This window comes from Streptococcus porci DSM 23759, assembly GCF_000423765.1.
Taxonomy (GTDB): domain Bacteria; phylum Bacillota; class Bacilli; order Lactobacillales; family Streptococcaceae; genus Streptococcus; species Streptococcus porci.
Genome location: NZ_KE384089.1, coordinates 11,729 through 34,178, shown reverse-complemented (window position 1 = coordinate 34,178; position 22,450 = coordinate 11,729). Strand labels below are relative to the sequence as shown.

The window sequence follows — 22,450 nt, the reverse complement described above, 5'->3', positions numbered from 1 at the left end:
ATCACTGACTGTTTAAACGATTTAAAATTATGTCAAAAACACAGCTCTATCGCCTTATCATTGCCCTTTGCGGGCTGACGGGCGTTACCATGCAAATCAGCCAAGATGGTTGGAATATGCTACTCTACTACACTGTCCTTTCAAACATTCTTGTCTTTGTCACCCTTTTTTTCTTGATTTTTTGGGAACAAAAAGTTGGCACTACCAATCAATTTCCAACCTTGCTTAGACTCAAAGGTGGAGTAACTATGGCTATTGCCATTACGTTTATCATCTACCACTTCCTATTAGCACCGCTTGTGACCGATCCTCAAGATTACTGGAACATCCGTAACTTCTTGGTTCATTATATCGCACCACTCGGACTGATTTTAGATACTTTGTTCTTGGATAAAAAAAATACTTATAAACTTTCCGACCCTATCCCATGGACAAGTTTTCCAATAGCCTACTTTGCGCTAGCCATTTTCAACGGTATGGTCTTAAAACTCCCAATTCCAGGAGCTACTAATAGTCCTTACGCCTACTTCTTTATTAACGTCAATAAATTCGGACTGACCAGAGTGATTACAAATGCACTGGTCATTGCAATCGCCTACCTGTTTGTTGGATACCTCTTAGTCCTTATCAAAAGATTTGTCGGGCAGAGAACATAGAACATTGCCAGCTCTAAGCTGGTTTTTATTATACTTTGATACACTCTATGCTTTCAAAGAAAATGGGAGGGACCTTATTTTCTACTAACCATTCTAGAACACTTTGTAATACTATCGTGATTGGGGCAAAGTTTTTCGTTTCATCTCCAGTTTATTGGTCTCTAATAGACCACATAGGATACAATCAACAATTTATTGTTGGTGGATATCAGTTCCACAATAAGAAAAGGTTCGGATTATTTGGCTACGGACTGAAAAGTGAGTGAGTCAGAAACCAAAATCAGCCTTATCTTATCGACTTGACACAAGTAGCTTATACTGTTCAAAGATAAGGGAGTTAAAAAAGAGGCTAGAACCTTTGTCCTAACCTCTTCAATCTGAAGAACCGAGTCAACTCAGTTCTTCTTAATGATTATTTCCCAAGTTTTGCTTTAGCAGCATCTGCAAGAGCTGTGAAAGCTGCTGCATCGTTTACTGCCAAGTCAGCGAGCATTTTACGGTTCACTTCGATTTCAGCTAATTTCAAACCATGCATCAATTGTGAGTATGACAAACCGTTCATACGAGCTGCCGCATTGATACGAGAAATCCAAAGTTTACGGAAATCACGTTTTTTCTGACGACGGTCACGATATGCATAGTAGTAAGAGTTCATTACTTGCTCTTTTGCTGTACGGAACAAGATGTGTTTTGCTCCATAGTAACCTTTAGCTAATTTAAGAATACGTTTACGACGTTTGCGTGATACAACGCCACCTTTAACACGTGCCATTTATATTTTCCTCCAAATAATTCAGTAAGTGATTGAATGCTTGTAGCGATTAACGCATTTGAGTAAGCATTGCTTTGATACGTTTGAAGTCACCAGCATGTACCATGCCTGCTTTACGCAAGTGACGACGTTGCTTTTTCGTTTTACCATGGAAACGGTGTGACGTGAAAGCACGGAAACGTTTAAGTCCACCAGAACCTGTACGTTTGAAGCGTTTAGCTGATGCACGGTGTGTTTTTTGTTTTGGCATTTTAAAATTCTCCTTAAAATAATTTCAACGACAAGTTACTTCTTGTCAGGGATTGGTGCAAGTTGCATGAACATTTGGCGTCCATCCATTTTAGCGCGTTGCTCAATAATGGCAATGTCTTGCGTTGCTTCAGCAAAATCAGCCAACACTTTTGCCCCAATTTCTTTATGGGTAATCATACGTCCTTTGAATCGGATAGAAACCTTAACTTTATTACCTTTTTCAAGGAATTTACGACCGTTACGGAGTTTTGTCTCAAAGTCACCTTTGTCAATAACCGGGCTAAGACGCACTTCCTTGACAGTCACAACGCTTTGCTTTTTACGTTGTTCTTTTTGTTTCTTCTGATACTCAAACTTGAACTTCCCATAGTCCATAATTTTGGCAACAGGTGGTGTCGCTTGTGGCTGGATAAGAACCAAGTCAACATTTGCCTGATCGGCAATGGCTTGCGCTTCTGACAAGGGCTTGATACCTAATTGTTCACCTTCAAGACCAACCAAACGAACTTCGCGAACACGAATTTCGTCGTTGATGAATAGATCTTTTTTAGCTATGATCTTCACCTCTTCATTTTTTTAGAGAAAAACAAAGCGGACTTGACAAATCAAGCCCGCACACATAATTTCTACCCAGTAGAATTTGACATGTTGGGCCAGACAACCTAAGTCGCAAGGCGAGAAGTTCTCACTTCTGCTTTTCTCATTGTTACTATGATAACAGAAACCCAATCACTTGTCAATCATTTTATTTGCTTTTTCTTTAATAAAGTTGACAACACCCTCGATAGACACACCCGTTGTATCAAAAGTGATGGCGTCGTCAGCTGCTTTCAGTGGTGATACCTTCCTATGGCTATCCTTGTAATCACGCGCAGCTATTTCTTCTTTCAAGGTTTCAAGAGTCGTCGGAATACCCTTTTCAAGATTTTCCTTATAGCGACGCTCTGCCCTTTCATCAACAGAAGCAACTAAGAAAATTTTCAACTCAGCATCTGGAAGCACCACTGTTCCAATATCACGACCATCCATGATAATAGCGCCACTACTAGCGATTCGACGTTGCTGAGCCACTAGCTCCTCACGTATCTCTGGTAAAGCTGATACCCAAGAAACATTATTAGTAATGTCATTTTGGCGAATAGCAAGACTGACATCAACATCGCCAAGAAAAACCAACTGATTGCCTTTCCCGTCTCTACCAAATGAAATGGGATGTTCGTCTAACTGCGCTAAAATCTCTGCGACATTTTCTTCTTTTAGGTCATTTTTTAGGGCTAGATAGGTTGCACAGCGGTACATCGCACCTGTATCCAAATAAGTATAGCCCAAATCTTTTGCAATAATCTTAGCTACCGTGGATTTTCCACTAGAAGCTGGGCCGTCAATAGCAATTCTAATATCTTTCATAAGAACTTTCTAATCAATATAAACAACATCGCCTGGATTTGCCCACCAAGTTCCTCCTGGGCCTGTCATTTTTTCTGGGTTTAGGGCATAGAGTTTTTCCAAAGAAATACCAGCGCGTGCTGCGATGTTCCCTGCTCCTTCACCTGCTTCAACTACTGTTGTGCCCCCATTTCGAACAACGGCCTCTGTCTCGCTGGTACTACTTGCACTTGTGGTTTCCGTGCTCGACTCAGTCTCTTTGGAAGTTTCAGCCGCTGTTGTTTCAGCTTCTGATTTTGACTTGCTGGATTCAGCATCCGCTTGACTAGTAGAAGCTCCATAAAAACCAGTAGTGGCTTCCTCACGATTAGTGTTTCCATTTGAGGTGTAGAAGAAAAACAGTAAAACACCAACAAATATTACAAAAAAGACGCTGAGCAAAATCGTTAGGATAGGTGTCCTTACCCCAACTTTCTTACGATTTTGTCGTGAAGTTCCTTGTTCATCTTCAGGAAATACTTGTTCTTCCCACGGCTCTTTACTCATGATTTCTCCCTTGTTGAATCTTAAAAATTTTATTACAATAATACCATGAAAGTATCGATTATTCCAGAAAAATGTATTGCTTGCGGCCTATGTCAGACTTACTCATCTGCCTTTGATTACCACGATGATGGTATTGTCAAATTCACTGATAGCGACAGTCTTTACCAAATCTTTGACAAGTCAGATGCAGCTACTCTTCTTGCTGTCAAATCTTGCCCAACAAAAGCTCTTACAAGCGAGTAGGAGCTTTTTTATCTCCCTGATAATGCTCAAAATAATCCAGTTTGATAAAGTTATCTAACAACTCCACTTCTCCCACAAAATCTGGGTTAATGACTAAAGCGTCCAAAAAATATTTTTTTGGCCATTTTCTCATGGAGTAACGCTTGGTTTGACCATTTTTCAAGACCAAACTCAAGGTCGTTTTGGTTACTTCAATCTTACTAATGTCTGCAATAGGCACAAAGGTTTTCTTCCAGAACTGACTATCCACAATCTCCAGCCGACCATCTTCTCCGATGATAAAATAGCGGTGCAGACCTAGTCCAAAAAGTGTTCCAAAGACAGCTATCATGATGAAAAAGGCCAAAGGTACATCCGTCTTTTCATAAAGCAGGGATAAGCCGATAAATATAGGCATAAAGGTCAAAGACCAGTAAATCAGGGACCAAGATAATTCTGGCTGCCAGTGATATCTGATTTTACCAAAAAGCTTAATCATGTCACTTCCCCTTTCTTAACGTTGCGTTGCAAAATCTGCCTTTTTGCTAGCTTCATTGTATCACAAATTGTTATTTCTTTCTATCTTTAATCCCTATAAGTAGAGATTCCAATAATCACATCTACGGCTTTTTCCATGGTTTGCAGGCTGACGTATTCAAAACGACCATGCATGTTTTCACCACCTGCAAAGATATTTGGTGTTGGGATACCCATAAAGGAGATTTTCGACCCGTCCGTACCGCCGCGAATTGGCTCGATGATTGGGGAAATGTCTAGATTTTCCATGACAGATTTTGCTATGTTAATTGGTGTCATGTCTTTTTCAATGACCTTTTTCATGTTGTAATATTGATCGTGAAGACTTAGAATGACACGCTCCTCTCCCAACTCGGCATTCATCTTAGCCGCGATACGCTCCATCTCAGCTTTGCGATTTTCAAAAGCCTCGTCCTCAAAATCACGAATAATATAAGAGCTGGTTGCCTCATCGACCGTTCCGCCTAGTCCATGGAGGTGATAGAAACCCTCGTAACCCTCTGTATGCTCTGGACGGTCTGTGGCTGGGAGTTGATTGTGGAAATCTGTAGCCAACTGCAGGGCGTTAATCATACTACCTTTAGCTGTTCCTGGGTGGACATTGCGACCAATAAAGCGGAGTTCCGCTGCTGCTGCGCTGAAAGTTTCGTACTGAAGCTCCCCTAATGGTCCACCGTCAATGGTGTAGGCAAAATCAACATCAAAGTCTGCGACGTCAAACTTATCTGCACCAACACCAATTTCCTCATCTGGGCCAAAACCAACGCGTATCTCCCCATGTTCGATTTCTGGGTGACTGGCAAGGTATTCCACCGCTGTCATAATTTCAGCGATACCAGACTTGTCATCTGCACCGAGAAGCGTTGTTCCATCAGTTGTGATCAGGGTTTGGCCGATATATTTGTTAAGGCTTGGAAAATCTTGGGGGCTCAGGCTATAGCCTGATGTGCCAAGAGTAATATCGCTACCATCGTAGTTATCAATAATCTGTGGAGTCACATTTTCGGCGTTAAAATCTGCCGTATCAATGTGGGAAATGTAGCCAATCGTATGCTTAAATCCTTTGCCATTGGCAGGCAATGTTCCCACGATATAGCCATTGTGCTCCAAGTAATGCACATCAACTAGACCAATTCGCTCCATCTCTGGTTTTAAAACATTGAGAGCAAAATCAGTCTGACTAGGCGTTGAGGGCGTTGTCGTGCTCATAGCATCTGAGCGCGTATTAATCTTCACATAAGTCAAAAAACGATTTAAGAGATTTTCGTATGTCATGTTAGTCCTTTCTAAATCTTGTGATAAGCGTTATAAACCTCTTGGCGATTGAGGTTATAAGTTTTTGCAACTTCTTTAATAGCCTGATTTGGTTTCTTTCCTTGGGCAATCAGCTGAGCAACTAAATCAGCGGAATCTATAACTTCCACTTCCTGCGTTGAGGTTATCGTTCCAGAAGCTCCTGCCACCAAAATCAGACATTCTCCCTTGAGAGGATTTTCAGAAAGGTAAGCTAAGACTTCTGAAATCCTTCCTCGCTGGTATTCTTCATAGAGTTTGGTCAGCTCTCTGACCACAACCACTTCACGGTCTCCGTAAACAGACAACATATTTTCTAGCGTATCAGCTACTCGATAAGGACTTTCGTAAAAAATCTGAGTCTCTGGATAAGCCATCTTTTCTTGGAAAAAAGACTTTTGCTGCCCTGCTTTTCTCGGTAAAAAACCATAAAAAACATGAGGCTGGGGGGCAAGTCCTGAGGCGATTAAGGCCGTAATCCCAGCCGAGGCTCCTGGCAATGCAACCACAGAAATTCCCTCTGAGATAGCTGCCTTTACCAAATCATGACCAGGATCGGAAATAGAGGGCATCCCCGCATCAGAAACCTGCGCTAGCGATTTCCCAGTCTTCAAAAGCTCAATCAAATCAGGAAGTTTCTCAAAGGCATTGTGCTCATGAAAAGAAACCTGCTTGGTTGCAATCTCGAAATGCTTGAGCAAAAGCCCTGTATTTCTAGTGTCCTCCGCACAGATGATATCCACGTTTTTCAAAGTGTCTACTGCGCGGAAAGTCATATCCTGAAGATTTCCTATGGGAGTAGGTACCAGATAAAGGATGCCGTACTGACTTTGTCCCTTAAAGGATTTTTGTACTTGCATAACTCCTCCTACTTTCGGCTGTAGAGAAGTTCCATGCAAAAAGCACAATCTTCCTTATTCTCGCGGTGCTGTCCGTAAAAATCATTGCAGACATGGAAACCTTCTTCATAGATTGACTCCACATATTCCTTGCCTCTTGTTGAATTTTTCAAAGGTTGTCGTTCTTCAACAACAAGCTGGCTGAGATGCTCACGTAAGACTGTATTTTCCATGCGCAAGCGGGCATTTTCTTCAAAGACTTCCTGCACTTTCTTTTTCATGGCATCAAATTCAGCTAGAGTCACCATGAATTGTTGGGAGAAGGTTTCCATTTGATCTAGTAATTCTTTTTTGTTCATTGTTTCTCCTTAATTCTAAGCAATCACAAAATATTCCAGAACATTTTGAAAGCTAACATTAGCCTGCCACATGCGTCTGGCTTGGTAGCAACGGTTGAGCAAGTCAGGATTTTGCCTTTGAGACAAGATAACTGTTAGAAGCCTAAAAGACACCTCCTGCAAATCTTTGTCTGAGGCTAAAACAGCCAGCCTAGCGACTTCAAGATAGGCTCTATTTTTATCTTTTTCTAAATAGTTGACAAATTTTTCTAGAGTCTGTTCAAGGTCTAAAATTTTGTTATTTTGAGAAAAAGCGAGTGCTTCTGCTTCATTTCTAGCCACTTGCGACAAGAGGGTAGCTTGATTTTTTAAAAGACTTTCTTGCAGTAGCAGATTTTCTAGATACCCTTGATTTTTGGGGAAATGAAAGAGCTGGCAACGGCTTTTAATAGTCGGTAAAACCTTACCTTCATCGTCCGTCAGCAAAATCATATAAGACTGACTTTGGGGCTCTTCGATAAATTTCAAAAGGCTATTAGCTGCATTGCTGTGCATTTTTTCAGCATCTTTGATGATGAAGACCTGTGCTTCTCCCTCAAAACCTGATCGTGAAAAATCACGAGTCAGTTCTCGAATCGTGTCAGTTTTGATAAGTTGTCCCTGAGGTTCAATGACTTTCACGTCTGAAAATTCCTGATTCTCAATCAGGCGACAAGCACGACAATTCTGACAAGGTAAGCCATCTGAAAGTTGCTCACAAAAACGACTTTTAGCAAGCCAAAGAGCCAGGTCAAAGGAGCCAAAATCTCCAGAAAAAAGGTAGGCATGGCTCATTCTGTCAGCTTTTAGAATCTGAGTAAAAGTCTCATAAAGTTTTGGCTGGAGTTGAGCTAGATTCATTTGTTTGCCTTTTCTAGAGCTGCTAAGATGACCTGATAAGCATCAGAAATAACGGCTTCAAGCGGTTGGCTAGCGTCAATGGTCACCACACGATTACTTTCCTGCTCAGCAATTCTCAGATAACCCGAACGAACTTTTTGGTGCATACTCAACGCTTCCAAATCAAGGCGGTTGACTTCCCGATTAGCATTTTGCGAAATACGCTCTAAGCCAATGTCTGATGGCACATCAAAATATAGGGTCAAATCTGGTTTGTGACCATCTGTTGCGTAATCATTGAGCCAATTGATGGCTGGGATATCCAGCCCACGTCCGTAGCCTTGATAGGCAACTGAACTGTCGATAAAACGATCCACCAAAACCAAGTGACCTGCTGCTAATGCTGGCAAAACCTTCTCAACCAAGTGCTGGCGACGAGCGGCAATATAAAGCAAAAGCTCCGTTTTATCATCCATATTGGTGTGGGCTACATCAAGGATGACTTCTCGAATTTTTTCTGAAATGGCAATGCCACCAGGTTCTCGGGTAGTGATAATAGTCTCACCAATTTTTTCTTGCAAAAGTGGCACCAAAGCCTCTAAAACACTCGTTTTACCAGCTCCATCTGGACCTTCAAAGGATATAAAAAGACCTGTTTTCATGTGATTTCTTTCTGTTTTCAATTTCTTATATTCTACCAAAAAATCATGTGAAAAGCACTAGCTAAAATGGCCAGTGCCTCATCTTATATGCCAGCTTTGGCGTGTGTTTTCACTAGACTGTCAATCGTAATGCCTTGATTTTCTAGTTTCGCTCTCAGTAATTCTAGGTCAAAGTTTCCGTCAATTTGGACTTCGATGATTACCTTACCATGGCGCTCGTCCGCAATCACCGTCCGTCTGATGTTAAGATTTTCATCTGAAATGGTTTTGGTGATTTTTTCAAGAACACCAACACTATTTTCAGTCAAGACACGCAAACGAAGTCCTTCCTCACCATAGCCTGACACTTTCAAGAACGTTCGGAAAATATCCTTATCCGTAATGATACCAGAAACGTAACCATCTTCGGCTACTGGAAGGACACCAACATTGTGGGTCATCATCAGGTAAATGGCATCTTCAAGACTAGCATATGGATGAACCGTCACCACATTTTTAATCATGACATCACGGATTTTTGTCTTATTAAGCAGATAGTTCATCTCATAAATGGATAAGCTAGTCGCCTTAGACGGCTGTGCTTCTGCCATGGTCCCTTCTGTGACTAAGCCAACCAAGCGATCATTTTCAATAACAGGAAGTCTGCGCAAGCCTTGCTCTCTCATCAAATCAGCCGCATGTGCGACCGTTGTATCTGGAGAGACATAGACCACTTTTCGAGTCATAAAATCTTTTACTGCCATAGGAAATCCTCCGACTATTTTCTTATCCTTATTATACCATTTTTTGGAAAGGTTTACATAAAAGTATGAAATTATATTGAAAAAGTTGCTTACTTTTTTAGGACTATTCTCGTTTTTCTCGACGATCATGAATGATTTGCAAGACATCACCCCGTCTAGTTTCAATAGTTCCTTCTCGCTTACGTTGGAAAGAGGAATTGAGCAGGGCTCCTATAATCAAAATCTTCGCCAAAAAAATAAACCAGAACATAATCACTAGAATCGCCACAGAACCAAAGAAGCGTAAATCTTCTAATCTGGCAATAGCCAAATTAAAATAAGCACCGGAGAGACTCGTTGCCAAGATAAGGACGATACTAGTGAAGAGGGTTCCTGGCAAAACATTCCGAAAGCGTCTAATTTTAACATTTGGCAAGATAAAATAAAGTAAACCAACCGCCACCAGAAAGACTAGAAAGGTGATGGGTTGAGTTAAGTTAGACAGGGCATCGTAAAGGCTACGTTCCATGTGCCAGTGCTGATAAATGATATTGAGCACCGCTTTGCCAAAAGTCGAAATAAAAATTGCCAAAATCAGAAAAATAACTAAAATAACACCAGCCAACACACCAATAGCATGCGCCAGCACAAAATCACGGTGTTCCTGTACGTCATAAGCCTTATTGATGGCCTTCTGCAGGAAAGTCATGCTCCTAGATGTGGTCCACAAACCCGTCACCACAGAGACCCAAAGGAGACCACTCGATGGGGTGTCAAAAATGCTTCGCACAATACCTGTGGTACTCAAATAAAGCTGACGAGGCAAGGTGTCACTTAGAAAACTCAGGAGCTGACTGGTATCAATGTGGAGATAAGGAAAAATATTTGCCAGCAAAATCAGAAAAGGAAACATGGTCAAAATGAGGTAGTATGCAACTGCTATACTGGACAAATCCATATCTGATGCTTTGTAGTGTTCCACAAAAAAAGCCAAGAATTGACTATTTTGAACACGCTTCAATAGTTTTTTCATCCTGACTTTCCTTTCGTTTTGGTAATTTTCTACTTCTTGATTAATCTAGTAGCTACCTTCTTCACCTTGACTGGTTAAAATAACGGGACCATCTTTGGTGATGACAAATTGATGTTCATACTGACAAGAAAGGCCTCCATCAAGTGTTTTATGCGCCCAGCCAGTCTTAACATCGGTATCAATCTCCCAAGTCCCCGTGTTAATCATAGGCTCGATAGTTAAAACCATCCCTTCTTTAAGACGAAGACCACGACCAGCTACGCCATAATTTGGTACCATTGGTTCTTCGTGCATGGTAGGTCCAACTCCATGTCCAACTAGATCACGTACGACACCGTAGCCACGACTTTCAGCATATTCTTGAATAGCTGCGCCAATATCACCGATGCGGTTTCCAATAACTGCTTTTTCAATTCCCAAGTACATGGCTTTCTTGGTCACATCCATGAGGTTTTTCACCTCTTCAGAGACATTACCAATAGCGTATGCCCAGCAGGAATCGGCCAAACCACCCTTGTAACCTTCCGTGTGCTTTTTCATCTCAGCCACGTTGTCAAAATTGAGTTTTGAGACATCCAGAACAGCTTTATCCAAAGGCTCAGATAAAACCATATCTACCTTGAGCAGGTCGCCATCTTTGAGAATATAGTGACGAGGGAAAGCATGCGCGACTTCATCATTAAGCCCACAGCAAGTGGCATAAGGGTAGTCCATGATGTGCCCATCCACACCGATTTGTAAAGGAAGAACATTTTCTTCTTTACAGCGACGGCGGACATATTCTTCAACCTCCCACATGTCAACACCAGGTTTCAAAATATCACGAAGTCCAATGTGGATAGAGGCAAGAAAGTCTCCAGCCTTATCCATAGCTTCAATTTCACGTTGCGATTTTAATGTAATCATGTTTTCTCCTTTGTTTTTGTATAATTACTTACCCATGGTGCTAGTAAACATCAATATACACTAAAAAGCCCAAATAGACTATACTGTAAGTGACGAAACAGACAGGAGGTGACCTGAATAAGACAATTATCACAAACTTGTTATCAACTTTATCGTGAGTGCAATCCTAATTCACTGAAACCTCCTCATAATGTTATGCTAGCTAAAGTTTCAGACGAATCTCTATTAGTCTTACTGCTATTGTAAACTGAACTAGGGATTAAATCACAACGACAGTTTTAAAGAATCTACCAACTATTCCCATAAGGTCGGCTCCTTGACAGAAGTCGTTTTAAACGTCAGTCAAGACAATTAATTGGTCACTACAACGCATTCGACAAGCTATGAATGACCAAATCCTCCTCCCCTATGCGATTGTCATCGTAGATAGTGTCATCCTGCTCTCAACTATAGAGCAAGGATTTTTGAAGGTCTAGCAGACATTGGTTACAATGTGTTAAACACTTATGGACACCTCTGCATCAGAATATGGAGGGAGGGAGTTAGCCATGAGGCAGACTATTGAAACGCGTATTTCGGAATGAGGCACTCTATATCATACGGAACAAACCTTTGCCAGAGGACTCCCGGGACTACAGGTTAGGGTTGAGCAAATCCCGTTGACTTATAATCTAAGATATTTTGCGTTTAACTAGCACCAAGGGTAATTACTTGATTTTTCACAAAAAGTATATATAATAATATATGTAAAGTTATTTTTTTCTATCTCGCCATTTATTTATAAAGACAAAACATATTGATACAATCATAATTATTGACCAACGTTGCATATCTAAAATAAATTCTCTTCCCCAAAATATTATTATAATATTTGCCACAAAGCCTAGAATTTTAGAATAACAGTCAAAAACTGCATTTAAAAATGATAATATTTTCTTCATTTTATCTCCCTTTTAAATTAAACCTTTATATTTTATGGTTATGAGGTATTATATCATGATTAAGAAATTTTCAAAACTATTGCTTGGTCTTTTAGTCTTCAACACATTATGTAGTCCTATATTTGCCATAGTTCACGCAAATGAAAGATCCGTTCCTTCTGAAGAAATCATTTTAAACACTTGGGCAGACGAATTTGAATATATCTTCACGGAACTATACACAAAAACTTCATCAGGGTACATTTTAAATTCTCATAAAATGGCTACAAGTGGTTATACTTATCAAGAACAACAAAATATAATTACATTCGTTAGCTACCTTCAAAATACTGCAAACTCAAAACCAGAGAATTGGTATTCAGAGCAGATACGCCCTTTGTATGATGTCGATGGGTGTATCAGTAAGACTCTTGGAATATCAAGAACCGTTGCAAAAGAGATTTTAAATCACACTAGGAAAGGTAACTATCTGGCAGCAGTTGGTGCATTGACAACAGCTTTAAAAGTGGCAGGTTTGATTAGTAAATTTCCAAAAATATCAATAGCTTTATTGGTAGGATATTTAATTATTTGTGGTGAGGAGACTGTTTCTTAAAAACTTTTAAATTTTAGGTGTGGCGCTTACCGTCTAGATTATCTAGACGGTTTTTATATCATCGTCTTTTGGAATATCATACGATAAAATTTTAAACCAACTCCTGATGTAGCATTTCCTCAATTAGGCTAAGTCGTCTTAGTCGTTACTACAGCTTTAGCAACCACTTGATTATCTAAGTAAATGTTAATATCTAAAATGCTACTTCGACGGCTTTCCATAACCACTTTAGGGACGATGGTTAGACGGTCGTCAATTTGAACAGCCTCTAAAAAGTATATCATCATTTGGTCAATTATGACATTTTTTTTGCTTTTTTTGGTTAGAAGGCGGTGCGCCACCTCTTTAAAATACTCTGCTAGAACGCCTTGCGCTAGCTGCCCCATGTGATCAAGCATAACTGGTTCCACAACAAATGAAAAGTCGTCTTTCTCATGATGGAGATGCGCCAGCATTTGTTCACTATAGGTGTGGAGATTGGGATGACGGAGATTTTGTATCCCCTCCAAAATCTGACGGCGTGTGATGACGCCTAAGAGTGTCACATCGTCTGCCACAACAGGCACCATATTATAGTCTTCAAAAATCATCTTCTGACTAATGTTCGCCAGACTCACACTAGGTTTTGTCGTAAAAGGAATGCTAGTCATTACGGTAGCAATCTTCTCGTCCACTTCTATTTGTGCAATGTCACGCATACTGACAACGCCCACAACCCTCTCATGATCATCAACAACAGGAAAGCGAACGTGGTTTGTCTTCTTGGTTAAATTATGAAACTCCTTGATGGTATCTGTTTGAAAAAGATAGCCATAGTCTGATTTAAACTGATAGATTTCATCAACTGTTTTGACATCCGTTTTGATACGGGCGTTAGAAAGAGCCTGATTAATCATGGTTGCCACACTAAAGGTGTCATAGCTGGTCACCATAACTGGAATACCTGTCTGCTCCGCCATTACCTTAACTTTATCAGAGACAGGAAAACCACCAGTAACTAAGACAGCATTATGGTGTTCCAACGCCAAAAGTTGAATGTCTTCACGGTCTCCGACGATGAGAAGTCCTGAATTAACCAAATAGCGCAAGATATTTTCCCGAGTCATAGCCCCGATAGAAAACTTGCTAAATTCGTGACCTAAACCGCTGGCTCCCGCTACCACGTCCGAATCGGAAATTCTAGCAATTTCAGCATAGGTCAACTTATCTAACCGAACCCGCATTTTTTTCTCGACACGGACAGTTCCAGAACGAGGGCGAGTTTCTACAATCCCACGATTTTCTGCTTCTTTGATAGCCCGATAAGCAGTACCGTCGCTGACCTTGAGATGATTAGAAATCGAGCGTACGCTGACACGCTTACCAACCGCAAGATTCTCTAGGTAATCTAAAATTTCTTGATGTTTGCTCATATCAGATCCAAAGTTCGATCTTACGAACCTATTCCTTTCCTCTCTTGCTGCTGTTTGAGCTAGATTTTGTCATCTCAAACTCCAAATAACTACGAACCTTGTGAGTGTAACGATCACTCCCTTTGTAACGGCGCTTAAGCTTGAAACCAGCTTTTTCTGCCACTTTTTGACTAGCTTTATTTTCTTCATGGGTAACAAGGCAGAGCTTTTTAAGTCCAAATTCCTGAAAGCACAGAAAAGCAATAATCTTCAGAGCTTCCGTGGCAAAACCTCTTCCCTGAAACTCTTTTTTCACAAAATAGCCCAGCTCCGCCCATTTTTTAGAAAAATCAAGCTTGTCAAACTTGATAGCCCCAATCATCTGTCCTGACCTTTTGTCTTCCAGCGCCCAGACGCCTAAAGGGTTCTTCAAAAAAGCGTGAACGAAAAGATAATCACTCTCGCCTCGACTGGCCTGCATAGGAAAGATAAAGTCTAGATTATCAGGATTGCTAGCCAACTCGTAAAAGCTATCAGCATCTGCAAAAGTGAAGGGTCGCAGGTACAGACGCTCTGTCTCTATAACAGAATAAATCGCTAAAGTAGTAAAAATGTCCACAGTCAAGCCTTTCTGAGGATTTATTACCCACATTATACCACAAAAATCCTATTCTTTTATATAACAGATGAAAAAGAGACACAAAAAACGCCCGCAGGCGTTTCTTGAGAGATTAGTTTGAATGCCAGATATCATCGTTGTACTGTTCAATCGTACGGTCAGATGAGAAGAATCCTGCTTTGGCAATGTTCTTAACAACCTTAGTCATCCAAGCATCACGATCTTCATAATCTGAAAGCATTTGTTCTTTGACTGCAATATATTCTTTCAAATCAATGAGGGTCATGAACCAGTCTTTGTTGATCAACTCGTTGTAAAGACGTTCTAAGCGTTCTGCTTTACCAAGCGCTACCAACTCATCACTAACGATAAAGTCAACAGCTTCTTTGATAACTTCGTCACCGTTATAGTAATCAGCTGAAACATAGCCTGCCTTGTCATAAAGATCAATAATTGTATCTGAATCTTTACCAAATGTGTAGATATTTTCCATACCAGCAAGTTCTGCAATTTCAACATTGGCACCGTCCATTGTACCAAGTGTCAGAGCACCATTAAGCATGAATTTCATGTTACCAGTACCTGAAGCTTCTTTTGAAGCAAGAGAGATTTGTTCAGAGATATCTGTCGCAGGAATAAGGTGTTCAGCAACAGTTACGTTGTAGTTTTCAACAAGGTGAACATTAAGGTATGGTGATACTTCTGGATCGTTGTTGATAAGTTCAGACAAGCTGAGGATAAGGTGAATAATATCTTGCGCAATGGTATAGGCTGGAGCTGCTTTACCACCGAAGATAACAGTTACTTTACGTTTTGGCAAGTTTCCACGTTTGATTTCCAAATATTTGTGAATCACATAAAGTGCATTCATTTGTTGGCGCTTGTACTCGTGGAAACGTTTGATTTGGGTGTCAATGATTGAGTTTTCATCAAGCTCAATACCTTTGTTATCTTTGAGGTAACGTTTAAGAGATAATTTATTATTGTATTTGATCTCAGCCAACTTAGCATGAACGTCTTTGTCATCAGCGAAAGCAAGTAGTTTTTCAAGCTTAGTTGCGTCAGTCAGATACTCATCACCAATCAATTCCTTGATGTAGTCAGCCAAATCTTGGTTAGCAAACTCAAGCCAACGACGGAAAGTAATACCGTTTGTCTTGTTATTGAATTTTTCAGGATAAAGGTCGTAGAATGCTTTCAATTCACTGTTTTTAAGGATTTCTGTGTGAAGTGCAGCAACCCCATTAACTGAAGTTGAGAAATGAATATCCATATGTGCCATATGAACACGACCTGATTCATCAATGATTTGAACAGCTGAGTCAGCATATTTCGCACGAACAAGTTCATCTAATTTTTCAATGATTGTTACCAAATGAGGTACTACTTCATTGAGGTAGTCAAGAGGCCATTTTTCAAGTGCTTCTGCCAAGATTGTGTGGTTTGTGTAACCAACCATCTTGCTAACGATTGAAACAGCTTCATCAAAGTCAATACCATGTTTTTCTGTCAAAAGACGGATAAGTTCAGGAATAACCATTGATGGGTGAGTATCGTTGATTTGAACATAAGCATAGTCAGCCAAGTCGTGCAAGTCTGAACCACGTTCGATAGCTTCGTCAATCAAAAGTTGAGCAGCATTTGACACCATGAAATATTGTTGGTAAATACGAAGCAATTCACCGTTTTTATCAGAATCATCTGGGTAAAGGAAGAGTGTCAAGTTCTTTTTGATTTCAGTCTTATCAAATGAAATTCCGTCTTTAATCAAGCCGTAATCAAGACCATCAATATCGAAAAGATTCAAGTAATTTTTAGTGTCTTTTTTGTATCCAAGAACATCAATACGATCCAAACGAGATTTCAAGGTAAAATCTTTAAATGGCACATCGTATGAAATGGCTGTTGGAACCAACCAAGAATCATTTTCAATCCAGTAGTTAGCTTCTGCTTCTTGTTGGTTGTTTTTGAAAACTTGTTTGAAAAGTCCGCAGTGGTAGTTAAGACCAACACCTTCACCGTTGATTCCAAGGCTAGAGATAGAATCAATGAAACATGATGCCAAACGTCCAAGTCCACCGTTACCAAGAGATGGTTCTGGTTCAACATCTTCAACTTCTGCAATTGATTTACCAGCAGCAGCCAATTCTTCTTTGATATCTTTGTAAATACCAAGGTTGATCAAGTTATTTGACAAAAGTTTACCAATCAAAAATTCAGCTGAGATATAGTAAACTTTACGTTTAGCAGTGTTTTTAGTCTTAGTTGCTGCCGCTTCTTTGACAAAGTTTAAAAGCGCTACGTAGATATCCTCATTGCTCATTTGAGCCAAAACTTGTCCTTTAGTCTCTAAATAATTTGTAAATGTCATTGTTTTTACTTCCATTTTAAGAGTGTTTGAGTGCAATCACTCTCAATCCTTTCCTAATGTTTAGTTTTATTTGGAGTACGAGCATAAAGCTCAGTGAGGTCACGTAAGAAATCCTTACGTTCAGGAGTCAAATCCTCTGGCAACATACGCCATTGCCAGTTGCCTCCAACTGTATTTGGCGTATTGATACGAGATTCCGCACCTTTATCCAGAATATCTTGCATACAAGCAATAGCAACATTACTTACTGTTGCAAAAAGCGTGCGCAGCATCGCCTGCGTGATAGTTTCATCAGCTGAGCGGTGAGTATAGTTGTTCACATAGTTTTGTTGCTCCGCTGTTAAATTATCATACCAGCCATTGATTACCTCGTTATCATGGGTACCAGTATAAGCAATTGAATTTGGAATACAGCTGTGTGGTGCATCGATACTCTGACCAGTCACATCGTAAAAACCGAATTCTAAAATTTTCATACCCGGGTAACCACAATCTGCCAAAAGCTTGCGAGCTTTCTCATCAATATTCCCAAGATCCTCAGCAATAATCGGAAGATCACCAAGTGTTTCCTTTACTGCCTTGAAAAGGGCATATCCAGGTCCTGGTTCCCAAGTACCAACCCTTGCAACTTCAGCCTTGCCATCTACTTGCCAATAATCTGAAAAACCTTTGAAGTGGTCAATGCGAAGGAGGTCATAAAGTTTAAAACTTTCACGAATCCGGTAAATCCACCAGTTGTAGCCTGTTTTCTCATGCTGTTCCCAGTCGTATATAGGATTTCCCCAAAGTTGACCATCTGCTGAGAAGTTATCAGCTGGGACACCTGCCACAAAGAGTGGCTTACGCTGACTATCCAACTTGAAAAGTTCTGGCATTGTCCATACTTCCACGCTATCTGCTGAGATGTAGATAGGCATGTCTCCAATGATTTGAACACCTTGTTCATTTGCGTAGGTCTTCAAAGCATGCCATTGTTGGAAGAAGAAATATTGGGTCACTTTAAAGTAAGTGATTTTATCTGCCAATTTCTGGCGATAAGCTTCTAACGCCTCCGGTTGACGTGCAACAATAGCTAAATCATCCCATTCTTGCAAAGCACGATTTCCAAAGGATTCTTTGATAGCCATGAAATCTGCAAAATCTTGCAACCATGACTGCTCCGCTTCTTCAAAAGCCGCCAAGCGAGTCTGACCATCATGACTAGCCAAAAAACCAGAAACCGCTTGCTCTAAAATTGGACGTCGCGCCTCATATATTCGAGCATAGTCCACTTCTTCAGGATTGTCCCCAAAATTAACATTAGCATATGCTATTCGATCCAAATAGCCAGCCTCAGCCAATAAATCTAGGTCAATCAAGTGTGTATTTCCTGCAATAGCAGAAAAAGACTGATAAGGCGAATCACCATAACTTGTTGTTGTCAGAGGCAGGATTTGCCAGTAAGTTTGTTTTGTTTCTTTTAGGAAATCTACAAAATCATAGGCAGCTTGACCAAAAGTGCCAATCCCTTGTTGTCCTGGGAGTGAGGTTATTGACATCAAAATGCCACTTAATCTTTTTTTCATAAGAAACTCCTTCTGTGATTTATCTATATCTATCATAACGCAAGCGTTTGCGTAAGTCAAGTGTATTTTAAAAAAAATCTGAGTTATGAACTACATTCCAAAAAGTTAGACAAATAATATTATTGGAAGGATTTAGTTCTGTATAGAACAGGACTATGTCCTTTTTATTATGATTAATGCGTTTGTTATTGTAGTACCAAATATGTTCAACAATAGGTTGAACCAAGCAATCCAGTGATTTGAAATCTTCCTCAAATCCATAAAACATCTCTATTTTCAAGAATAGTATACCTGTTTTTCTCGTATTATACTTTCTCGTTTGGAAAAGTGCCTTAATATGAACAGCACCCCAAAAGTTAGATTTTGTATCTAACTTTTGGGGTGCTGATTCACTCAATTTGATACAATATAATAATGGTCGCTAATTGGATTTCATTTCGTACGATACCCTCTCAAACTTATAATTACTAAAAAATCTTATGAGTCTTTATTATGTACTATGAAAATACTTTCAGAAAACGATGAAAAACATCATTCTTAGCAAGTTATATCAATTCAAACTTGTTCAACTAACTCCCCTATAAAGTTATAAATAAATCACGCGCTTGGTAATAGCGTCAATATTTTCTATAAAATTATATCATGAAAAGCCTCTATAAGACGGGATTGATCTGAAAAATAACCCATAGCTTTTCAATTAAAATGTCACTTTAGTATAAAATTGTCTCATAATATATTCTTTCCAGATTACATTATTATATGTACTGCAAGAAAAATTAGCTAGATCAGCCCAAAAATTCAAAAAACTGAATACATTTATTCTTGTCAAAATTGGATAAGTCTTTTCAATGTACGAAATAGCCTATAAAAGACATTTCAAGTCACTGGTATCTGTTACATTCTACATGCAATAATCTCAAAACAAATCATTCAAAATTTGCAGCCTGTCAATTATTTTTAGTTCAGAATCATAATGCAAGCGAAGCAATCGTTCTTTATTAATCAACTTTCACTAACAGAAATAGGTTCAATAATTGCACTATACAAATAAACAATGAGATAATCTCATAAATAGCCTTTGTTCTTCATAGCATGAGTAGCTTGGCTCATTTCCTAGAAATGCTTTAAAAATTCAAAAATAAGATTGACTTAGAAGAAGTCACCAGTAAGAGATAAAAATAAATAAACAGAAAATAAAGAATGCAGCAGTGTGATAAACTGCTGCTATTTCTTTATATCATCCCAAAACTAGTAAAAGTCTTCATGATAGTTTGTTCTTGTTGGGGTGGACAATTTGGAACTCCTCGATTTTCTTTCTTAAAGTGATTATAATTCGTTTTAGCAAGCGATAATATAAAATTTGAACAATCACTAACATATTTTTTAAGTGGTTACGTTTCTATTCATATAAATTCCTTGTCAATGGAAACAAACGCATTCTCACAGGATAAATGGAAATAGATAATTTCTAGCCATCACACCATAAACTATCTACACCTAACCCTACAATTTTTATCTAGGTATAGCTCAGGATTAGTTTTTATATCTTCAAGAAGATCATTATCGATTATCCCTTTAAAAATTTGATAAATTTTCTCATTCATTATTCACATTCCTTTTCCAGTTATTTATTGTATCCTTTAGGATATTTCTGTTGCCAATTCCAACTATCTCTACACATTTCTTCCAATGAATATTTTGGTTCCCAATTTAAAATTTCCTTTGCCTTGGTGATGTCAGCATATGATATTGGAATATCTCCTTTCCTTCTATCTGCATTTTCTTTAGGTAACTCTGAACCAAGAATATTTTCAAAAGATTTAATAATCTCCAACACACTATATCCCTTACCACTCCCCAAATTAATAATTGAGTGGCCAGAATCTTTGCTTCCTAAATATTCTAGAGCATCAACATGACCTTGAGCTAAATCTAAAATATGTATATAATCTCTAATACATGTTCCATCAGGCGTGTTGTAATCCCTACCATAGATATATAGTTTTGGTCTTTCTCCAACAGCAACTTGTGTTAAAAATGGTACTAGGTTATTTGGGATTCCTTGTGGATTTTCTCCGATTTCTCCACTTTTGTGAGCTCCGATCGGATTAAAGTATCTAAGTGAAATAATTTTCCAGTTCGAATTAGTAGTACATAAATCATTAAAAATAGACTCACTCCAAAGTTTTGTTCTACCATATGGGTTAGTTGCACCAGTCGACATTTTCTCATCTAATGGCATTTTTTTCGGAACTCCATATACAGTAGCTGAAGAACTAAACACAAAGTTGTATACTTTATATTTTTCCATTAATTCAAGTAATATTATTGTGGAAAATAAATTATTATGATAGTATTTCAAAGGCTTAGCTACTGACTCTGCAACAGCTTTATATCCTGCAAAGTGAATTACACCATATATATCGTTTTCCTCAAATATTTGTTGTAATTTATCTTTATCGCAGACGTCCAAATTATAAAAACTAATTCTATTTTCTTTATCTCCTAAAATTTTTCTAAGTTTCTGTAATACCTGAGGATCTGAATTACTATAATTATCTAAAATAATAACTTCATACCCTTTCTCTACCAAGTTTACAGCTGTATGAGAACCAATGTATCCTAATCCTCCAGTAACTAAAATTTTTTTCATCTTTATTTCTCCATATTTGTAATTACTACCGAATGAGCTTGAATTTGAAATTTTTTAAAATTTGCAATTAACTCTTGTAAATCTTCCTCATAGCAATTTAAAAATTTTAAATTTGTTTTCGAATAGCAAATTGAAAACCATTTATATAGGTTATCAATACTTTGTCTCAATTTATCAATAGTAATTTTCATTTGGTGATAGTCATTAGCGTTATCGTCTAACATTATCCTTTCCCAAGCAATCAAAACAGGAAGCAACTTGTTAGAAATATTTTTATGCATCCTAAGTTGCCAAATTTTAGAAATTCCTTCCTTGATGAACTCCTCTTTATGGTCTCTAAAACTTTCAAGAAATTTTTCTAATGCAACAGTATCAGGGACAATCTCTACGTCATCCAGTAGTAATTTGCTATTTTTGAGTGAATATCCTAAAATATCTCTCATTACATATTTTACTGGATTTTTCAAATATTCTTGGTAGTTTATATTAAATACAGCATTTGAATTTTTTTCAAATGTACTGATGGTTATGATATTATCATCTTTACCAATGAGAGAGATAAACTCTAGTAAAGGCATTGGATAAAATATCCGTGAATTATTAGCAGCATAATTTTTTAAGTGAAAGGTTGACCAAAAATTGACCAAAAACAAAAGAAAACCGATTAAATCAAGGTTTCTTTCCTATATTTTTAACCACTACAGTTGACAAAGAGCCAAATTTAACAAAGACCCTCAAGATATGAAATCTCGAGGGTCAGGCATGCTAACAAGCCCGTAGAAGACTAGTCATTATGTACTACTGGTCTTCTTCTTTTTTCTTCTTCACCAAACCAAAGAGTCCTGCTAGACCTGTAGCGAGAGAAAGTACTCCATATAAAGGACTAGTGCTGGCTTCACCAGTATTTGGCAACTGTGCAGTGCCTGCTTTTGGTGTAACAGTGATTGTACCAGTCGGTGGAGTTGGTAGGGTCTGCTCAACTGAGGTGCCTGGGTTCGGATCAGTTGGATCGGTCGGATCCGTTGGGTCCGTTGGTTCTGTTGGATCGGTCGGATCGGTCGGGTCCGTTGGTTCTGTCGGATCTGTTGGATCGGTCGGATCCGTTGGTTCTGTTGGATCCGTTGGTTCCGTTGGATCTGTCGGATCTGTCGGATCAGTAGGTTCAGTCGGATCAGTTGGATCTGTCGGATCTGTTGGTTCCGTTGGATCTGTCGGATCAGTTGGTTCCGTTGGTTCCGTTGGTTCCGTTGGATCGGTCGGATCTGTCGGATC

At 39.0% G+C, this 22,450-nt stretch carries 26 protein-coding genes, 1 pseudogene and 1 other annotated feature; of the genes and pseudogenes, 4 read left to right on the top strand and 23 right to left on the bottom strand.

Annotation, left to right across the window (positions count from 1 at the left end):
* The first annotated feature begins 29 nt into the window (after positions 1-29).
* The gene (locus G576_RS0109810) at positions 30-656 is read left to right on the top strand and encodes a Pr6Pr family membrane protein (protein WP_027974445.1); all 627 of its coding nucleotides are present in this window, start codon (positions 30-32) and stop codon (positions 654-656) included.
* 412 nt (positions 657-1,068) lie between these two features.
* On the opposite strand, the gene rplT is transcribed toward G576_RS0109810, so the two are convergent.
* The 5 genes from rplT to G576_RS0109785 form a co-directional block, all read right to left on the bottom strand.
* Positions 1,069-1,428 carry a 50S ribosomal protein L20 gene (rplT, locus tag G576_RS0109805; protein WP_027971442.1) on the bottom strand — a complete coding sequence of 120 codons (360 nt, stop codon included), beginning with the start codon at positions 1,426-1,428 and terminating at the stop codon, positions 1,069-1,071.
* A 49-nt stretch (positions 1,429-1,477) separates the two neighbouring features.
* Positions 1,478-1,678 carry a 50S ribosomal protein L35 gene (gene rpmI, locus G576_RS0109800; RefSeq protein ID WP_027974444.1) on the bottom strand — a complete coding sequence of 67 codons (201 nt, stop codon included), beginning with the start codon at positions 1,676-1,678 and terminating at the stop codon, positions 1,478-1,480.
* A gap of 35 nt (positions 1,679-1,713) precedes the next feature.
* Entirely contained in the window at positions 1,714-2,244 is a 531-nt protein-coding gene (gene infC, locus G576_RS0109795; protein ID WP_027974443.1) for a translation initiation factor IF-3, read from the bottom strand.
* A 13-nt stretch (positions 2,245-2,257) separates the two neighbouring features.
* Positions 2,258-2,383: a sequence feature (ribosomal protein L20 leader region), on the bottom strand.
* A gap of 26 nt (positions 2,384-2,409) precedes the next feature.
* Entirely contained in the window at positions 2,410-3,087 is a 678-nt protein-coding gene (gene cmk / locus G576_RS0109790; protein ID WP_027974442.1) for a (d)CMP kinase, read from the bottom strand.
* 9 nt (positions 3,088-3,096) lie between these two features.
* On the bottom strand, positions 3,097-3,612 hold the full coding sequence (locus tag G576_RS0109785; RefSeq protein WP_027974441.1) for an SAG1386/EF1546 family surface-associated protein: 516 nt from the start codon (positions 3,610-3,612) through the stop codon (positions 3,097-3,099).
* 45 nt (positions 3,613-3,657) lie between these two features.
* Here G576_RS0109785 and G576_RS0109780 point away from each other — a divergent pair, with 45 nt between their 5' ends.
* Complete coding sequence (locus tag G576_RS0109780; protein ID WP_027974440.1) at positions 3,658-3,855, top strand: ferredoxin; 198 nt, start codon at positions 3,658-3,660, stop codon at positions 3,853-3,855.
* Here G576_RS0109780 and G576_RS0109775 read toward each other — a convergent pair.
* The 9 genes from G576_RS0109775 to G576_RS0109735 form a co-directional block, all read right to left on the bottom strand.
* Entirely contained in the window at positions 3,842-4,333 is a 492-nt protein-coding gene (locus G576_RS0109775; RefSeq protein WP_027974439.1) for an EbsA family protein, read from the bottom strand. The two genes, G576_RS0109780 and G576_RS0109775, sit on opposite strands and share 14 nt — an antisense overlap.
* Positions 4,334-4,419: 86 nt before the next feature.
* Positions 4,420-5,646: a peptidase T gene (gene pepT, locus G576_RS0109770; protein WP_027974438.1), complete on the bottom strand. Its 1,227-nt coding sequence runs from the start codon at positions 5,644-5,646 to the stop codon at positions 4,420-4,422.
* Between the two features lie 11 nt (positions 5,647-5,657).
* Positions 5,658-6,524: a 16S rRNA (cytidine(1402)-2'-O)-methyltransferase gene (gene rsmI / locus G576_RS0109765; RefSeq protein WP_027974437.1), complete on the bottom strand. Its 867-nt coding sequence runs from the start codon at positions 6,522-6,524 to the stop codon at positions 5,658-5,660.
* Between the two features lie 8 nt (positions 6,525-6,532).
* Positions 6,533-6,862 (bottom strand): DNA replication initiation control protein YabA, encoded by a 330-nt coding sequence (gene yabA / locus G576_RS0109760; RefSeq protein ID WP_027974436.1) that lies wholly within the window; start codon positions 6,860-6,862, stop codon positions 6,533-6,535.
* 15 nt (positions 6,863-6,877) lie between these two features.
* The gene (locus tag G576_RS0109755; RefSeq protein ID WP_027974435.1) at positions 6,878-7,741 is read right to left on the bottom strand and encodes a DNA polymerase III subunit delta'; all 864 of its coding nucleotides are present in this window, start codon (positions 7,739-7,741) and stop codon (positions 6,878-6,880) included.
* Positions 7,738-8,382, bottom strand: coding sequence for a dTMP kinase (gene tmk, locus G576_RS0109750; RefSeq protein WP_027974434.1), 645 nt, complete (start codon positions 8,380-8,382; stop codon positions 7,738-7,740). Before tmk ends, G576_RS0109755 begins: the two co-directional genes overlap by 4 nt.
* A gap of 83 nt (positions 8,383-8,465) precedes the next feature.
* Positions 8,466-9,125: a CBS and ACT domain-containing protein gene (locus G576_RS0109745; RefSeq protein ID WP_027974433.1), complete on the bottom strand. Its 660-nt coding sequence runs from the start codon at positions 9,123-9,125 to the stop codon at positions 8,466-8,468.
* 103 nt (positions 9,126-9,228) lie between these two features.
* Entirely contained in the window at positions 9,229-10,137 is a 909-nt protein-coding gene (locus G576_RS0109740) for a YihY/virulence factor BrkB family protein (protein ID WP_027974432.1), read from the bottom strand.
* Positions 10,138-10,182: 45 nt separating this feature from the next.
* On the bottom strand, positions 10,183-11,043 hold the full coding sequence (locus tag G576_RS0109735) for a methionyl aminopeptidase (RefSeq protein WP_027974431.1): 861 nt from the start codon (positions 11,041-11,043) through the stop codon (positions 10,183-10,185).
* A gap of 117 nt (positions 11,044-11,160) precedes the next feature.
* Between G576_RS0109735 and G576_RS13410 the strand changes: the two are divergent.
* Positions 11,161-11,738 (top strand): annotated as a pseudogene (locus tag G576_RS13410) (transposase family protein).
* A gap of 57 nt (positions 11,739-11,795) precedes the next feature.
* On the opposite strand, the gene G576_RS0109730 reads toward G576_RS13410, so the two are convergent.
* A complete protein-coding gene (locus G576_RS0109730) occupies positions 11,796-11,984 on the bottom strand; it encodes a hypothetical protein (protein WP_027974430.1) in 189 nt (62 codons plus the stop codon).
* Between the two features lie 55 nt (positions 11,985-12,039).
* Between G576_RS0109730 and G576_RS0109725 the strand changes: the two genes are divergently transcribed.
* On the top strand, positions 12,040-12,579 hold the full coding sequence (locus tag G576_RS0109725; RefSeq protein ID WP_027974429.1) for a hypothetical protein: 540 nt from the start codon (positions 12,040-12,042) through the stop codon (positions 12,577-12,579).
* A gap of 128 nt (positions 12,580-12,707) precedes the next feature.
* Here G576_RS0109725 and spxR read toward each other — a convergent pair whose 3' ends face one another.
* From spxR to G576_RS13800, 8 genes are all read right to left on the bottom strand, one after another.
* Positions 12,708-13,991, bottom strand: coding sequence for a CBS-HotDog domain-containing transcription factor SpxR (gene spxR, locus G576_RS0109720; RefSeq protein ID WP_027974428.1), 1,284 nt, complete (start codon positions 13,989-13,991; stop codon positions 12,708-12,710).
* Between the two features lie 28 nt (positions 13,992-14,019).
* Positions 14,020-14,589 (bottom strand): GNAT family N-acetyltransferase, encoded by a 570-nt coding sequence (locus G576_RS12725; RefSeq protein WP_051178116.1) that lies wholly within the window; start codon positions 14,587-14,589, stop codon positions 14,020-14,022.
* Between the two features lie 112 nt (positions 14,590-14,701).
* Positions 14,702-16,960: a glycogen/starch/alpha-glucan family phosphorylase gene (glgP, locus tag G576_RS0109710; protein ID WP_027974427.1), complete on the bottom strand. Its 2,259-nt coding sequence runs from the start codon at positions 16,958-16,960 to the stop codon at positions 14,702-14,704.
* A gap of 53 nt (positions 16,961-17,013) precedes the next feature.
* Positions 17,014-18,525, bottom strand: a complete 1,512-nt coding sequence (gene malQ / locus G576_RS0109705; RefSeq protein ID WP_027974426.1) for a 4-alpha-glucanotransferase — start codon at positions 18,523-18,525, stop codon at positions 17,014-17,016.
* A 67-nt stretch (positions 18,526-18,592) separates the two neighbouring features.
* Positions 18,593-18,793, bottom strand: coding sequence for an IS3 family transposase (locus tag G576_RS13960; RefSeq protein WP_425423384.1), 201 nt, complete (start codon positions 18,791-18,793; stop codon positions 18,593-18,595).
* Positions 18,794-20,149: 1,356 nt separating this feature from the next.
* Positions 20,150-21,178 carry a UDP-glucose 4-epimerase GalE gene (gene galE / locus G576_RS0109690; protein ID WP_027974425.1) on the bottom strand — a complete coding sequence of 343 codons (1,029 nt, stop codon included), beginning with the start codon at positions 21,176-21,178 and terminating at the stop codon, positions 20,150-20,152.
* Positions 21,179-21,180: 2 nt separating this feature from the next.
* Entirely contained in the window at positions 21,181-21,756 is a 576-nt protein-coding gene (locus G576_RS0109685; RefSeq protein WP_027974424.1) for a hypothetical protein, read from the bottom strand.
* A 220-nt stretch (positions 21,757-21,976) separates the two neighbouring features.
* Positions 21,977-22,450 (bottom strand): LPXTG cell wall anchor domain-containing protein (locus G576_RS13800; RefSeq protein ID WP_156875138.1); only part of this gene is annotated, 474 nt, incomplete at its 5' end.

Excerpts from the sequence above, each read along its gene's own strand:
- G576_RS0109755 (WP_027974435.1), bottom strand. The coding sequence starts at position 7,741 with ATGAATCTAGCTCAACTCCAGCCAAAACTTTATGAGACTTTTACTCAG.
- yabA (WP_027974436.1), bottom strand. The coding sequence starts at position 6,862 with ATGAACAAAAAAGAATTACTAGATCAAATGGAAACCTTCTCCCAACAA.
- rplT (WP_027971442.1), bottom strand. The coding sequence starts at position 1,428 with ATGGCACGTGTTAAAGGTGGCGTTGTATCACGCAAACGTCGTAAACGT.
- G576_RS13960 (WP_425423384.1), bottom strand. The coding sequence starts at position 18,793 with ATGTTTTATGGATTTGAGGAAGATTTCAAATCACTGGATTGCTTGGTT.
- G576_RS0109735 (WP_027974431.1), bottom strand. The coding sequence starts at position 11,043 with ATGATTACATTAAAATCGCAACGTGAAATTGAAGCTATGGATAAGGCT.
- cmk (WP_027974442.1), bottom strand. The coding sequence starts at position 3,087 with ATGAAAGATATTAGAATTGCTATTGACGGCCCAGCTTCTAGTGGAAAA.
- G576_RS0109730 (WP_027974430.1), bottom strand. The coding sequence starts at position 11,984 with ATGAAGAAAATATTATCATTTTTAAATGCAGTTTTTGACTGTTATTCT.
- G576_RS0109685 (WP_027974424.1), bottom strand. The coding sequence starts at position 21,756 with ATGCCTTTACTAGAGTTTATCTCTCTCATTGGTAAAGATGATAATATC.
- G576_RS0109745 (WP_027974433.1), bottom strand. The coding sequence starts at position 9,125 with ATGGCAGTAAAAGATTTTATGACTCGAAAAGTGGTCTATGTCTCTCCA.
- tmk (WP_027974434.1), bottom strand. The coding sequence starts at position 8,382 with ATGAAAACAGGTCTTTTTATATCCTTTGAAGGTCCAGATGGAGCTGGT.
- G576_RS0109785 (WP_027974441.1), bottom strand. The coding sequence starts at position 3,612 with ATGAGTAAAGAGCCGTGGGAAGAACAAGTATTTCCTGAAGATGAACAA.
- rsmI (WP_027974437.1), bottom strand. The coding sequence starts at position 6,524 with ATGCAAGTACAAAAATCCTTTAAGGGACAAAGTCAGTACGGCATCCTT.
- G576_RS0109810 (WP_027974445.1), top strand. The coding sequence starts at position 30 with ATGTCAAAAACACAGCTCTATCGCCTTATCATTGCCCTTTGCGGGCTG.
- pepT (WP_027974438.1), bottom strand. The coding sequence starts at position 5,646 with ATGACATACGAAAATCTCTTAAATCGTTTTTTGACTTATGTGAAGATT.
- G576_RS0109780 (WP_027974440.1), top strand. The coding sequence starts at position 3,658 with ATGAAAGTATCGATTATTCCAGAAAAATGTATTGCTTGCGGCCTATGT.
- spxR (WP_027974428.1), bottom strand. The coding sequence starts at position 13,991 with ATGAGCAAACATCAAGAAATTTTAGATTACCTAGAGAATCTTGCGGTT.
- G576_RS0109775 (WP_027974439.1), bottom strand. The coding sequence starts at position 4,333 with ATGATTAAGCTTTTTGGTAAAATCAGATATCACTGGCAGCCAGAATTA.
- G576_RS0109740 (WP_027974432.1), bottom strand. The coding sequence starts at position 10,137 with ATGAAAAAACTATTGAAGCGTGTTCAAAATAGTCAATTCTTGGCTTTT.
- galE (WP_027974425.1), bottom strand. The coding sequence starts at position 21,178 with ATGAAAAAAATTTTAGTTACTGGAGGATTAGGATACATTGGTTCTCAT.
- G576_RS0109725 (WP_027974429.1), top strand. The coding sequence starts at position 12,040 with ATGATTAAGAAATTTTCAAAACTATTGCTTGGTCTTTTAGTCTTCAAC.
- glgP (WP_027974427.1), bottom strand. The coding sequence starts at position 16,960 with ATGACATTTACAAATTATTTAGAGACTAAAGGACAAGTTTTGGCTCAA.
- malQ (WP_027974426.1), bottom strand. The coding sequence starts at position 18,525 with ATGAAAAAAAGATTAAGTGGCATTTTGATGTCAATAACCTCACTCCCA.
- rpmI (WP_027974444.1), bottom strand. The coding sequence starts at position 1,678 with ATGCCAAAACAAAAAACACACCGTGCATCAGCTAAACGCTTCAAACGT.